Source organism: Paenibacillus germinis (assembly GCF_013141785.1).
In the GTDB taxonomy this organism is placed as follows: domain Bacteria; phylum Bacillota; class Bacilli; order Paenibacillales; family NBRC-103111; genus Paenibacillus_E; species Paenibacillus_E phytorum.
In genome coordinates this window covers 198704-212431 of record NZ_WHOC01000183.1, presented here as the reverse complement: position 1 = coordinate 212431, position 13728 = coordinate 198704, and the positions used below count along the sequence as shown (strand labels likewise).

Sequence of the window (13728 nt, the reverse complement as noted above, 5' to 3'; positions counted from 1 at the left end):
TTCACCTCTGTTAATCCTTTTAAACATACGCTCATACAGTATATGTACAACCCGTCCAAATTAACCCGTTAAATCATGAGCTAAACAAGAAAAACGCTACTTCTTAAGCGCCGCTGCGCTCAAAAAATAACGTTTCGTAATGTGTATTAATGATTAATTTGCATGTTCGTGGACTTGAGGAATTTCTTCCTCAAAAAATAAATCATCCAGAGAACTCAACGTACCGTCTTCCTCTACTTGATACACGGACATTTTGTCTCCGTTAACACTGAGTTCAATAAAGCAACCCCAGCAGTAGAATTGATGGGAACCGATCTTTCCAATATCTTTGGAATTACAGTTTGGACAACGCATAATGCTCACCCTATTCTTCTTTGGATACGAAGAGTTCTTCTACTTCCTGAGCGCAATGTACAGGCACTATGATGGCATCTTCCCCTTTGGTTGCCGCCGCCGGCATGGGAAGCCATCTTCGCCCTTCCTTTAAATCAGAAATAAACCCTTCGGACAATTCATAACCTACTATTTGTTTACCCCAATTCTGGTTTAAATAAACATCTTCTACCACGCCTAATTTGTGCCCTCCCACCGTAATGATGGGAAGACCTTTGATTTTGCGGCTTCCTTCAAGAAAAGCATGACACTCTTCCACATGCTCAAACTCGCGAATGACACTTTCGTTCGGTATGGTAATGGCATCTTCTCCGGCAGCGACGATTCCCTCCCACGGTATGTAACGTAAGGAGGAGAACCAAATCTTCACTTCGAGAATGATACCTCGTATGTTCCAATCAGGGCCTATCAACAAATCTTTAACTTGACCTATTTGTTTACCGGAATCTACCGTTAGAACGGGAAGCCCGATCAAATCATGCGCTTTGCGCAAGTTGTATTCCTCCTAGAACCACCCGGTACTATATAGTACGCAACCGCTTGACAATGGTTGCAATTTTCTGGGCAGCTGTTTCGATTTGTTCTTTAGAATTCCCCATTCCAAAGCTAAATCGAACCGCGGAGGCTGTAACATTTTCTGGGAGCTTCATGGCTTGTAATACGTGCGATACTTCAAGTGAACCTGACGTACATGCAGAACCGCTTGCAGCAGCCACTTCTTCTAAATCAAGATTCATAAGAAGTGTTTCTGTCTGGATACCTGGGAAGCTGATGTTCAGAATATGCGGGATACACTGTTCCTTGTGGCCATTAATCGTGAAGCTATCAAAGCCTAATTGCTGCTCAAGTATGCTTATCATAAGCCTGCGAAACTCTGCAACTTTGGATTGCATACTGTCCATCATTGGGAGAGTAACTTCCAAAGCTTTGGCAAAGCCTGCAATAGCTGCTACATTCTCTGTACCTGCGCGGCGCTTTCTCTCCTGAGCACCGCCAAAGACGTGAGGTGTCAACCTTGTGTTCTTCGATACAAATAAAGCGCCTGCACCTTTGGGTCCGTATATCTTATGAGCTGAGAAACTCATTAAATCAACAGGAAGTTCACTAACATTCAGCGGCAATTTACCTAGAGCTTGCACCGCATCTACATGAAAAGGAATTTGCCGACTCCGCGCTAAATGACCTACTTGCTCGATCGGTTGAATCGTACCCACTTCATTATTCACATACATCATGGAGATGAGAGCTGTATCAGGACGTATAGCCGCTTCCACATCTTCTATTTGAATAAGACCGGTCGGACCTACTGGAAGGTAGGTCACCTCGTATCCGAGGCTCTCCAATCGCTCACAGGGATGCAAAACAGCATGATGTTCGATCTCTGTCGTAATGATATGCTTCTTGCCATCCTTGTTTGCATTCATGATCCCAAAGATCGCCATGTTATTGCTTTCGGTCCCTCCGCTTGTATAAATAAGCTCAGCAGGTAAACAGCCTAACGATTTCGCCATAGCGTCCCGAAACCGGTTGAGTGCTGTTCTAGTAGCTCTGCCGAAGCTATGTGTACTCGAAGGATTACCAAAAAAGGCTGTATAGAATGGAAGCATCGCTTCTAATACTTCAGGATGCACGGGTGTAGTTGCTGCATGATCAAGATAAATGGGATTCATAGGACACCCTTAAATGTAAAACATGTAGTTATCGTTCTTGCCTTGGTCTTCAAAAGAAATCAAGTTCGCAAGTGTAGTAGAATCTAGCACATCCGCAATACTATCACGAATACGAATCCACAGATCACGCTTAGCCGGATCATCTTCCTCCGTAAAGTCGACAGGACTAATCGGTCCTTCTAATACACGAATAACCTCGCCTGCTGTTACTGTATCAGCGGATTTGGAGAGAATATATCCACCGTAAGCACCACGAATACTTTTGACCAATCCTGCATTGCGAAGTGGAGCTACAAGTTGTTCCAGATAATGCTCGGAAAGCTGATGCTTTTCGGCAATACTTTTGAGTGAAGTCGGTCCTTCACCAAATCGATTGGCCAGCTCCATCATGATCGTTAAACCATAGCGGCCTTTTGTAGAAATTTTCAAAGTTACACCTCATTCAACATTATATGCCATCAAGGAGTCTGATCGATATTGCTAAAACTTCTGTTTGCCTACCATCTATTTTATCCACGTTCAGACACTATGGTCTTCCCTATCTTGGTACACAGCGTTTCCATTTTTCGCAAAAACATTCCTAAACATCCGTATATCGTATATATGGTATCATAAATTCCTTGTTCTGTGGGGGAAAAACAATGACATTCTCATGAAATATTTTAATTTTGAACAATAGAGAGGTATAATAGTAAGAGTTTTAAAAAAAGTCCCACAAGATAGAAAAGAGGTTCACAGCTATGAGTAAAAAAACACGTGTCATTTTGGGAATGTCCGGAGGTGTCGATTCTTCGGTTGCTGCGCTGTTGCTTAAGGAACAGGGCTACGAGGTTATTGGCATTTTCATGAAAAATTGGGACGATACCGATGAGTTTGGCCATTGTACCGCTGAAGAAGATGCAGAGGATGTTAGAAGAGTGTGCGATCAGCTCGACATCCCTTTTTATACAGTTAATTTCGAGAAGCAATATTACGACAAAGTTTTCGCCTATTTCCTGGACGAGTATACCAAGGGCCGCACGCCGAATCCGGATGTGATGTGTAACCGAGAAATTAAATTCGGGGAATTGCTTCAGAAGGTCATTGATTTAGGTGGGGATTACATTGCAACAGGTCACTATGCACAAGTGAAAGAGCAAGATGGTGAATATGTGCTTTTGCGTGGTAATGATGCCAACAAAGATCAAACGTACTTCCTTAACGTGCTGAATCAGCAGCAGCTGTCCAAAGCCATGTTCCCGATTGGCCACCTACCGAAACCTAAGGTTCGTGAAATTGCTGAAGCAGCAGGTCTAGCGACAGCTAAGAAGAAAGACAGCACTGGAATTTGCTTTATCGGCGAGCGCGACTTTAAACAGTTCCTCAGCCAATACTTGCCTGCAAAGCCCGGCAATATGGTCGATATTCGCAACGGTGAAGTTAAAGGACGTCACGACGGCTTGATGTACTATACCCTGGGTCAAAGACAAGGACTTGGCATTGGCGGTTCAGGCTCTGGCGAGCCGTGGTTCGTTGTAGATAAAGATTTGGAAAGCAACCAACTGCTTGTTGTTCAAGGCGAGCAGTATCCAGGACTATATTCTAAGGGCTTAACAGCTACTGATGTGAACTGGATTTCATCGAACAAACCAGTGGGTGCATATGCTTGCACAGCCAAATTTCGCTACCGTCAGCCCGACCAAGGCGTAGTTCTTACGTTTATGGAAGATGGTACATGTGAAGTTGTCTTCGATAAACCACAAAAGGCCGTAACGCCCGGACAATCCGTCGTATTCTATGATGGAGACATGTGTTTAGGTGGCGGAGTTATTGATAAGGTTCATAAGTAAGTTTGATTAGCAGATATAGGAACAGGAAGGATGATCGATTTGGTCAAAGTGAATGATGTTGGATGGAAGGCTGCTGCTTATGAGGATGTTACGAAGATCTTGAAAGAGGTCGGTATTCTCCCCCTCTCTTCGTTCATACCGGATCATCCTTCACTTGAATCTATAACTGTGCACGAACAATGGCATACTGGGTTAGAGACTGATCCTTGGTTATGGCGAGATCGTCTGCCTGGCGACGGCATTGCCGCTTATGGCCGCTTTTTTGCAAAGAAGCCACTGTTGATTTCTGCTGAGCTCTTTCCATTGATTAAGAATTTGTTAGACGAGCCTTATTCTGTAGAAGAACGTTATGCAGATGGCGAGCTTCCCAAATCGGCAGTCGAGCTTTTTCAAGCTGTTGAAGAGAACGAAGGCATCGATGTTAGGGAGCTTCGATCCAAAATCGGGATGAAAGCCAAGGAGTCGAAAAATGAATTCGACCGTGCTCTGATAGAACTACAAAGCAAAACAGATATCGTCATAGCTGGTATAAGCGAACGCCTGAATGCCAATGGCACCAAGAACGGCTGGAACAGCACCTGCTACATGACCGCCAAGCATTGGATGGAGCTTCATGGGATTAAGGCGAATACACTCCCAACACCGGAAGCGAAAAGTCAACTCAGAGAGCTGCTTCAAGAACGGTTTAGTGCTGCCGCGAGTGTTTATTTAGGCAAAGTTTTTAAATTATAGGAATGAACATTAATAGGAGCCCTTGAGGGCTCCTATTTCTATTTCCAACACTGTTGCCAGCACAATTAATCCTGCTTCTTGTAGAAATTTACCGTTTGCCTTTCAAGTATGCAGGCTTAATTCTAAGCACAGGATAATCGCGAAAGGTGTGAGTGAATGGGTAGAATCTTAGCCGTATTTCTCATTATTTGGGTTAGTTGGTCTGGAAGTTTGCAAGCAAGAGTAGAGGCAAGTGCAGAAGCAAGTACAGAGACAAGTACGGAGATAAGTACAAAGATAAGTACAGGAGAAATTTTCGTAAAATATAAACCTGAGCAAGATCCTGAATATGCCAAATGGAGCCGTCTTGCTTTTCAGGAGGCTGGTAGATTATACACTTTATTAGATTATAAATATTTAGGACGTTCAACTATCGCGCCGGGTGTTGCGCAGCAGCAGTTTCGCTTCTGGGTAAGACATCATGGTGTCGAATTTCCGCTGATTGTTTCGATTCGGTACGATCCTATCACAGAGAAGGTTTTCACAATCGATATGGAAAAAGAAAAAAGAGGGGACCTACTGATTTTATAAACCTGTAGGTGTCCCTCTTCTTTTATGCTGATTGAGCTTCATCTTTTCTTCTGTTCCCTGTTCGCTAGCAGCAAAAATGATCTCATTTCGAATTTCGTCCGGTAAGTACTGCTGCTTCACATAGTGTCCCGGATAATTATGCGGATACATATAGCCTTTATGTCCGAGCTGATCAGCACCTTTGTAGTGCGTATCACGCAGATGAAGCGGTACATTTGCAGATTTCACTTGATCCATCAACTGTTCCGCGCGAGAAATGGCCATCGGTATCGAATTTGACTTTGGACTCTCCACGGCGAATAAAATTGCCTGGGAAATGATGTACTTTGATTCCGGCCAACCAATCTTATGATAGGCGTCCATGGCCGTCACGGACTGCACCATCGCCTGCGGATTGGCAAGGCCGATATCTTCACTGCAGGCGACGATAAGACGCCGCAGGAACGTCATGGGATCCATGCCGAGCTTCTCGACGGCATATAGGAACCAGAACAGTGCGGCGTCGCTGGAGCCGCGCACGCTCTTGTGAAAAGCGGACAAGACGTCGTATTGCGTCGACTCGTCCGCTTTCACGATAGGGCGGCGGATCGACTCTTCCGCCACCTCGAGCGTAATCTGAACCGTTCCATCCGGTTCAGGTGAAGTCGTCAGCGCTGCAAGCTCCAGCGCGTTAAGTGAACGTCGGATGTCACCATTGGCCATCCGCGCTATATGCTCCAGCGCCTCCTCGTCTACGTGGAGGCGCATGAAGCCGAGCCCCTTCACGGGGTCGGCGATGGCTCTTCGCATGGCGATGAGCGCATGCTCCGCCGTGAGAGGCTCGAGCTGAAACAGCGTCGAGCGCGACAGCAGAGCCCCGTTCACATGGTGAAACGGGTTCTCTGTCGTCGCACCGATGAAGATGAGGATGCCCTGCTCTACGGCAGGAAGCAGCGCATCCTGCCGCGAGGTATTAAAGCGATGCACCTCGTCAAGGAATAAGGTCGTCTTACGACCGTACATCGCTTTATTGGTCTTCGCTAGCTCGATTATCTCTCGCACATCTTTGACCGAAGCATCTACGGCGTTCAGCTTCATGAACTCACCCTGTGTTCGGTTCGCTATGATATTGGCCAATGTTGTTTTGCCTGTGCCCGGAGGTCCATAAAGCAAGATTGAGGTCACTTGATCGGCCTCAATCGCTCGTCTTAGCAGCTTCCCTTTTCCGACGATTTGCTCCTGACCAATATACTCATCGAGCGATGTTGGCCTCATACGATCAGCTAACAGCTTTCCTGTTGGTTCTTGTGAAGAAGCATATGTAAACAAATCCATAAGTGGTTTATCCTTTACTTTACTTTGCATTGAAAGATATAAACTCTATTATAACTCGCATACGAAATCATGTCATGTTTTGTCAGTAAACTCCTTATGCTGGATGCGGAATTCGTCGAAGCCATAACGGTCGAGTAATAGAAAAAGATCCCTCTGATACGAAATCAGAAGGATCTTTCTTGATACCATTTATACAGACTGAGGAGTTGCCTTGTCATTCTGCGGTTCCGGACGTTGGACTGGTACCGTGAAACGAAGTGGCCCTGCTATGAATGTAGCCGCTAGTCCGACAATACCAAACACGATGCTTATGATAAAACCATGGTTAATCGCTGTTCCCAATGAATCTCGGAGGAAATTCATCGTTTCCTTAGGCAATACAGCTCCCGCTCGGATCAAATGTTCTGGATTGGCTAAAGACGACAGTTGATTAAGAGGCATGTTGTGCTCAGCTGCGCCTACTTGAATAAGACTGTTGTATCTCGTGTTGACGACAGTCGCCATAATCGAAGCTCCTAGAACCCCTCCAATATTACGCCAAAAGCCAATGATAGAGGAGCTGACCCCGATATACTTTTGATCTACACTGAGAGCGACTGCATTCTGAGCAACACTCATTAACGGACCAATTGCCCCTACGCCAAGTATAACCATCAGGGTAATCATATACAGATTACTTGCGTCATGACTGACTACACTTAACAAATAGCTTATGACAATACCCGTAATCATACTGGACGCGATAACCGCACGGAAGCTAAAGAATCGTTGAAGGAAACCAAACAAAACAGCTCCCACCATTAAAGAAAACATCATCGGGGTCAAAAGCACATTTGAATTCACCCGACCTAGCACGGCAGTTGAGAAAATAGGCAAGTAAGCAATTGCCGAGAACATAATCGCTCCTTGGCAAAGGCAAGCTAACATCATACCGAGAACCATTCGGTTTTTGAATAAGGGTAGAGGCAGCATAGGTTCTTGGGCCCTACGTTCAACCATAATGAACAGAAAGCCTACAACAACGGCAACAGCTAACAGACTAACAATTTGCCAAGACGCCCATGAATAATCTTTACCACCGAACTCTAATGCGAGCATGAGTGAAACGGTAGAGATAATGAGTAACAATGTCCCTAAATAATCAATTTTCGGACGGCGAGTCGAACGAGTTTCCTTAAGAGCAAAAAGCAAAACAAAGAATGAGAGTAAACCCAACGGTAAATTAACATAGAAACACCAGCGCCAGCCCCAAGATTCGGCGAGTAATGTACCGATTTGAGGCCCTGCTACGGACGAAAGGCCGAATATCCCAGCGAATACCCCTGATAGCTTAGCCCCCTCTTTGGGATCTGAAAAAAGCGTGTAAATAATGGTGAAACTAATGGGAAAAATAGCTCCTGAACCTATCCCCTGAATCGCTCTGTATACGATCAGCTGCGTCATATCCTGGGCCGTACCACAGAGTGCCGAACCGATCAAAAATATGGAAATTCCAATCAAATAAAAGAGTTTTCTGCCAAACATATCCGATAGCTTTCCGAAAACAAGCATCGTGCTCGTCGATGCAAGCATATACGCTGTGAATACCCAACTGATCTTATCGAAACCATTAATGTCGCCTATGATATGACTTATAGCGGCCGCCGTAATTGTGTTATCTAGCGCAGACATTAATAGCCCTAGAGCCATTGCCAGTATTATAAAACCTGTTTTTTTATTACCCACTTTCTTTTTTCCCCTTTTCCACATTTAAATTACTCAACCGTTCTATTCCGGCCATTAAAATTCGCAATGTACTTTCCATATTTTCGATTCCAATCTGAATACAAAGTTCCTGTGTCTGAGACATTAATGACTTTGACTTGCCGTTCTCATACATGTTCCGCAAGCGCTCAAGATCATCTTTCGTACTCGATACGCCATATTCCAAATATTCAATAATGACCTCGACCTCAATAAATTCGCCAAAAAACAAGCGAGTCATCGCATCAGACTTGAATTCATTGGCTTGCAAGGGACTGTACATATAGGCTTTGAAATACTTTTGGCCTTCCTCCGTTATAGAGTAGACATTCTTATTCGGTCTTCCCTCTTGGATGACACTTTCCTTGGTAATGAGACCTTCCTTCTCCATCTTGCTAAGCGTAGGATAAATCGTGCCAAAACTTGCATTGTAAAAATAGGAAAAAACCGTCTCAAACATATGCTTGATGTCGTATCCCGATAGACTGCGTTTCATTAAAATACCTAAAATAACATCCTGACTAGTCATGCTGTAAGTCCTCCTTATTTTCTTGATGTGCTTCTTAATTAACAATTTATCAGATTATATATATCGAGTCAACATATAATTAATTGATATATGTCATATCGATATACAAATTTTCCTATTTCGCCGATTCCACTGCGGTGCATAAATAGGATGCTCCATATCATTTTAGGAAAATAAAAAACGGAAGCCCTCTTTCCAAAGGGCATCCGTTCTTCTATTTCTTCTTCAAACCAATCTCTAATAGTTCTTTCACAGCCACACTTACCATGATCAGTCCAGCCACAGGCGGGACGAAGGCATTACTCGCTGGCGGTTGTTTCGCCTTGCGAATTTCAGGTGCGTTCGCGGGAACGATTTGCTGCGTTACATCTTCGCGTGGTTTCATCGGCTCTTCGGTCGAGAATACGACCTTCACGCCTTTTTTGATCCCTTCCTTGCGCAGCTTTTGACGCACCACACGTGCAATAGGATCCATGCTCGTTTTGGAGATATCCGCTACTTTGAACTGTGACGGATCCATTTTGTTGGCTGCGCCCATGCTGGAAACGATTGGGATCTTCCGTTCCAGACACTGCTTGATCAGATGGATTTTATAGGAGATAGTATCACTTGCGTCCAACACGTAATCAATTGGATATGCGAATACTTCCTCGTACGTTTCCTCTGTGTAAAACATCCGGAGCGCGATAACATCGCATTCCGGATTAATCAATTTGATGCGATCGCGCATCAGGTCGGCCTTTGGCTGACCTACTGTTGTCGTAAGAGCATGAATCTGACGGTTAATATTCGTGATGTCGACAACATCTTTGTCAATCAAAATAAGACGTCCAACCCCTGTACGCGCTAGAGCTTCAGCAGCGATTGAACCAACACCGCCGATACCTAGTACGGCAACCGTGCTATTCTTCATGATTTCAAGCCCCTCAGGGCCAATCGCTAGTTCAGTTCGTGAAAATTGGTGAAGCATAGAAAACACTTCCTCTTCTATGTTCTTAGGCTTTAGCAGCAGGCTGCTTAAGCGCTAAGCGAATCGACAGCTGTTCAAGCTGTTTGTCGTCTACTGTCCCCGGTGCATCGGTCAACAAGTCTGTTGCGCTTGCCGTTTTCGGGAATGCAATCGTTTCTCTGAGGTTCGTGCGGCCTGTGATCAGCATCACCAAACGGTCGAAACCAAAAGCAAATCCACCGTGCGGAGGTGTTCCATATTCAAAAGCTTCAAGTAGGAAGCCGAATTTCTCAACAGCTTCTTCTTTGGAGAAGCCCAGTGCGCCAAACATTTTCTCCTGTACTTCACGTTGGTAAATACGCATCGAACCGCCACCCACTTCGTATCCGTTCAAGACAAGATCGTAAGCTTGCGCACGAATTTGACCTGGATCTGTATCAAAGAAATGAATATCTTCTTCATTTGGACGCGTGAACGGATGATGCTCAGCAACATAACGTTTAGCTTCTTCGTCATACCCAAGAAGTGGGAAGTCCACAACCCAAGCATATTTGAACTTCGAGTCATCGATAAGGCCAAGTTGACGACCGATTTTGAGACGTAGGTTACCAAGTACATCAGCAACAACTTTTTTCTTATCAGCGGAGAATAGAAGCAAATCTCCTTCTTCAGCGCCCAAACGCTCTGTTAACGCAGCGATTTCAGCTTCATTGAAGAATTTAACGATAGGCCCTTTGAATTCGCCGTCTTTCACTTGAATCCAAGCTAAGCCTTTGGCACCGTAACGTGCTGCGAATGGCAGAAGGTCATCGATTTCTTTACGACTCCAAGTGCCGCAACCTTTTGCGTTCAAAGCTTTTACTTGACCGCCGCCTTTAACGACGTTTGCAAACACTTGAACACCTGAAGTTTCAACGATATCAGAAACATCTTCGAGTTCTAGACCAAAACGCAGATCCGGTTTATCCGAACCATATTTCGCCATGGCATCCGCATACGTAATACGTTGGAATGGACGCGGGATTTCAACTTGAGCTGTTTCTTGCATTAATTTGACTACGAGTTCTTCCAAGATCTCAAGCAGTTGATCCTGAGAAATGAAGGAAGTCTCAATGTCGACTTGTGTAAATTCAGGTTGACGGTCTGCACGAAGATCCTCATCGCGGAAACAGCGTGCGATTTGGTAGTAACGCTCCAAACCACTAACCATCAACAATTGTTTAAAGATTTGCGGGGACTGCGGAAGCGCGAAAAATTCGCCCGGATGCACGCGGCTTGGCACCAAATAATCGCGAGCGCCTTCCGGTGTGCTTTTCGTCAAAATCGGTGTTTCAACTTCAACAAATCCTTGATCATCTAAGAAATTACGGAATACTTTGGACGCTTTGGAGCGAAGCATTAATGTTTTTTGCATTTCCGGACGACGCAGATCCAGATAACGATATTTCAAACGAACGGCTTCATCCACATCTACGCCGTCTTCGATGAAGAACGGAGGTGTTTTGGCAGCATTCATAATTTCGATTTCAGTTACCTGAATCTCAATTTCACCCGTTGTAATATTTTTGTTAACCGTTTCGGCATCACGTTCTACAACTTTCCCTTTAACAGCAAGCACGTATTCATTACGAGCGCGGTCAGCAATGGCAAGTGCATCCCCTGAGAAGTCTGGGTTAAATACAGTCTGTACAAGCCCGCTGCGGTCGCGTAGATCGATGAATAGAACGCCACCTAAGTCACGTCTTCTTTGCACCCATCCGTTTAGTGTAACTGTCTGTCCTACCTGAGCTTTAGTAAGCTGCCCACAATGATGTGTTTTGAGCATCATGATTATTTTTCCTCCTAATATAGGGATCTTTGAGCCGAACTCAAAGTCTCCTTTTGTTTATCTATTCGAAAAGTGTCTTTGCAGCGTTCGAAGAAAGATCGGCTAAACTCACAGTCAATTGACTGCCTGTATCCATCTTCTTCAACGTAATTTCGCCACGCACCAATTCGTCATCTCCAAGAATCGCCACATAGGTGGCTTGAAAGCGGTCAGCTGATTTCATTTGTGCTTTCATTTTACGGCCTTGGTAATCCTTCTCCGCTTTCAGTCCTTGCACTCTAAGCTGGTGCAGCAGCTTCGTTACTTCCTTCTCCGCCGCGTCTCCTAAACCGATCAAATATACATCGAGCGGCTCTGGCTTCGGAATTTCGACTCCTTGTGCCTGCAGTACGAGCAGAATACGCTCAAGGCCAAGCCCCAAACCAACTCCCGGCTGATCGGTGCCGCGGCCGCCAATCTGCTCAACTAGACCATTGTAGCGTCCGCCTCCGCCAATCGTATCAATCGCGCCGATTCCGGCTGCTTTGTACTCAAAAGCTGTATGCGTGTAGTAATCAAGACCGCGAACGAGGCGGGGATTAATCCGATACGGGATTTCCATCGCTGTTAAATGCTCTTGGACTAGCGCGAAATGCGACGTACACTCTTCATCCAAAAAATCTAAAATTTCTGGAGCGCCTTCGCCATACTTTTGATCCACCTTGCAATCAAGAATACGCATCGGATTACGATCAAATCGGGACTGACAATCTTTGCAAAGCAAATGCTTGACAGGTGCAAAGAACTCCTGCAGTTTCTCACGGTAAACCGTTCTAACCGCTGGTGTGCCAACGGAATTAATTTCAACGGTTACTTCCTTAAGACCAATTTCTTTATAGAACGTATAACCAAGCGCAACCACTTCAGCGTCAATGCTTGGATCAACGGACCCGAAAGCTTCAATGCCGAACTGATGGAACTGGCGATATCTCCCAGCTTGTGGCTGCTCATAGCGGAACATGGGTCCAACATAATAAAGCTTCGTTAAATCCGGAATCCCGTAAAGCTTATTCTCTACATAAGCCCTAACAACACCGGCTGTTCCCTCGGGACGAAGCGTCATGCTGCGGTCCCCTTTATCGAGAAAGGTGTACATTTCTTTACCTACGATATCTGTCGTTTCACCGACGCCTCTAATGAACAGATCGGTTTCCTCAAATATCGGCGTACGGATCTCTTTGTAATTAAATCTTTGGCACAAGTCTCTTGCTTTGCTCTCTAGGTACTGCCACTTCTCCACCTCACCGGGAAGAAGATCCTGTGTTCCTTTTGGCTTTTGTATGCTCATGTGCTGGGCCTCCTCTTCTCTGTCGTTCCTGTCAAATAACAACAAAAAAATCTCCCACCCCCGACTAACGTCAGGGACGAGAGATTTGATTAACAAATTCACCCGTGGTACCACCCACATTCAGAAATGCTGCTATCGTTTGCCAGAGGCAACGAAACAGAATTCTGCTCTTTACGGTTAACGCCCGCTATACGCACAGCTGCTACTAGACAAGTTGACATCAGCCAATATGCTTTTCCCAGCCGGTCCTCGGGGAGGTCTTTTCGTTCGCTCATCATTAGGAAGCTTGCAGCCTAGACTTCCTTCTCTGCTTATGTGGGGGCGACTTACTTTGTCCCTTCAACGGATCACAAAAGTATCGAATTACATTATTGTTTATTGTAAACATTGGCAGATACAAAGTCAAGAGATAGAGGTACTAATCCTCCTATACCTCCACTATATTAGTTAATGTAAGTCCGCCCATTTTTGCAACTCGTCCATAACGGGTTTAAGCCCTTTTCCTTTGGCGGTTAATTCATACTCAATCCGAACCGGCGTTTCTGGGTATACATGACGGATGATGATCTCTGCAGCCTCGAGCTCCTTGAATCTCTCCGAAAGCATGCGATCACTCATACTCGGGATGAGAACTGATATATCTTTAAAGCGCTTCGGTCCAGAAAGTAAGACATGAACAATAAGTCCTGTCCAACGCTTTCCTAGAAGTTCAAAAGCATTCTCGAATTTGGGACACAGTTGATAGTCTTCCATATAAATCATCTCCTTATAAACAATTTTAGCATAGTCGCTTGACAAAAGTAAGTGCTTCGTAATAATATACTAACATAAAGTAAGTAATTAA

General features: G+C 44.9%; 14 protein-coding genes. 3 read left to right on the top strand and 11 right to left on the bottom strand.

Features of this window, described 5'->3' with window-relative positions; genetic code table 11:
• Nucleotides 1-153: 153 nt before the first annotated feature.
• Genes GC102_RS39860 through cymR form a run of 4 tightly spaced genes read right to left on the bottom strand, consistent with a single transcriptional unit; the run spans nucleotide 154 to nucleotide 2492 of the window.
• Nucleotides 154-357, bottom strand: a complete 204-nt coding sequence (locus tag GC102_RS39860) for a YrzR-like zinc ribbon domain (protein ID WP_029196901.1) — start codon at nucleotides 355-357, stop codon at nucleotides 154-156.
• Nucleotides 358-364: 7 nt separating this feature from the next.
• Nucleotides 365-886, bottom strand: a complete 522-nt coding sequence (locus GC102_RS36215) for a PRC-barrel domain-containing protein (protein ID WP_171693785.1) — start codon at nucleotides 884-886, stop codon at nucleotides 365-367.
• Nucleotides 887-914: 28 nt separating this feature from the next.
• On the bottom strand, nucleotides 915-2063 hold the full coding sequence (locus tag GC102_RS36210; protein ID WP_171693784.1) for a cysteine desulfurase family protein: 1149 nt from the start codon (nucleotides 2061-2063) through the stop codon (nucleotides 915-917).
• 9 nt (nucleotides 2064-2072) lie between these two features.
• Nucleotides 2073-2492 carry a cysteine metabolism transcriptional regulator CymR gene (cymR, locus tag GC102_RS36205; RefSeq protein WP_171644699.1) on the bottom strand — a complete coding sequence of 140 codons (420 nt, stop codon included), beginning with the start codon at nucleotides 2490-2492 and terminating at the stop codon, nucleotides 2073-2075.
• A gap of 311 nt (nucleotides 2493-2803) precedes the next feature.
• On the opposite strand from cymR, the gene mnmA reads away from it, so the two are divergent.
• From mnmA to GC102_RS36190, 3 genes are all read left to right on the top strand, one after another.
• A complete protein-coding gene (gene mnmA, locus GC102_RS36200; RefSeq protein ID WP_171693783.1) occupies nucleotides 2804-3892 on the top strand; it encodes a tRNA 2-thiouridine(34) synthase MnmA in 1089 nt (362 codons plus the stop codon).
• Nucleotides 3893-3922: 30 nt separating this feature from the next.
• The gene (locus GC102_RS36195; protein ID WP_171693782.1) at nucleotides 3923-4624 is read left to right on the top strand and encodes an AlkZ-related protein; all 702 of its coding nucleotides are present in this window, start codon (nucleotides 3923-3925) and stop codon (nucleotides 4622-4624) included.
• A gap of 156 nt (nucleotides 4625-4780) precedes the next feature.
• Entirely contained in the window at nucleotides 4781-5194 is a 414-nt protein-coding gene (locus tag GC102_RS36190) for a DUF3889 domain-containing protein (RefSeq protein WP_171693781.1), read from the top strand.
• On the opposite strand, the gene GC102_RS36185 is transcribed toward GC102_RS36190, so the two are convergent.
• The 7 genes from GC102_RS36185 to GC102_RS36155 all read right to left on the bottom strand — a co-directional run bounded on the left by GC102_RS36185 (nucleotide 5189) and on the right by GC102_RS36155 (nucleotide 13637).
• On the bottom strand, nucleotides 5189-6508 hold the full coding sequence (locus tag GC102_RS36185) for a replication-associated recombination protein A (RefSeq protein WP_171693780.1): 1320 nt from the start codon (nucleotides 6506-6508) through the stop codon (nucleotides 5189-5191). The genes GC102_RS36190 and GC102_RS36185 overlap by 6 nt on opposite strands.
• Nucleotides 6509-6697: 189 nt before the next feature.
• Nucleotides 6698-8233 (bottom strand): MFS transporter, encoded by a 1536-nt coding sequence (locus GC102_RS36180; RefSeq protein ID WP_312883482.1) that lies wholly within the window; start codon nucleotides 8231-8233, stop codon nucleotides 6698-6700.
• Nucleotides 8226-8780 (bottom strand): PadR family transcriptional regulator, encoded by a 555-nt coding sequence (locus GC102_RS36175; protein WP_171693778.1) that lies wholly within the window; start codon nucleotides 8778-8780, stop codon nucleotides 8226-8228. Before GC102_RS36175 ends, GC102_RS36180 begins: the two co-directional genes overlap by 8 nt.
• A gap of 214 nt (nucleotides 8781-8994) precedes the next feature.
• Nucleotides 8995-9750 carry a tRNA threonylcarbamoyladenosine dehydratase gene (locus GC102_RS36170; protein WP_029196910.1) on the bottom strand — a complete coding sequence of 252 codons (756 nt, stop codon included), beginning with the start codon at nucleotides 9748-9750 and terminating at the stop codon, nucleotides 8995-8997.
• 25 nt (nucleotides 9751-9775) lie between these two features.
• Nucleotides 9776-11557 (bottom strand): aspartate--tRNA ligase, encoded by a 1782-nt coding sequence (aspS, locus tag GC102_RS36165; protein WP_171693777.1) that lies wholly within the window; start codon nucleotides 11555-11557, stop codon nucleotides 9776-9778.
• A gap of 61 nt (nucleotides 11558-11618) precedes the next feature.
• The gene (gene hisS, locus GC102_RS36160; protein WP_171693776.1) at nucleotides 11619-12884 is read right to left on the bottom strand and encodes a histidine--tRNA ligase; all 1266 of its coding nucleotides are present in this window, start codon (nucleotides 12882-12884) and stop codon (nucleotides 11619-11621) included.
• Nucleotides 12885-13331: 447 nt separating this feature from the next.
• Entirely contained in the window at nucleotides 13332-13637 is a 306-nt protein-coding gene (locus GC102_RS36155; RefSeq protein WP_056836252.1) for a winged helix-turn-helix transcriptional regulator, read from the bottom strand.
• Nucleotides 13638-13728 lie beyond the last annotated feature (91 nt).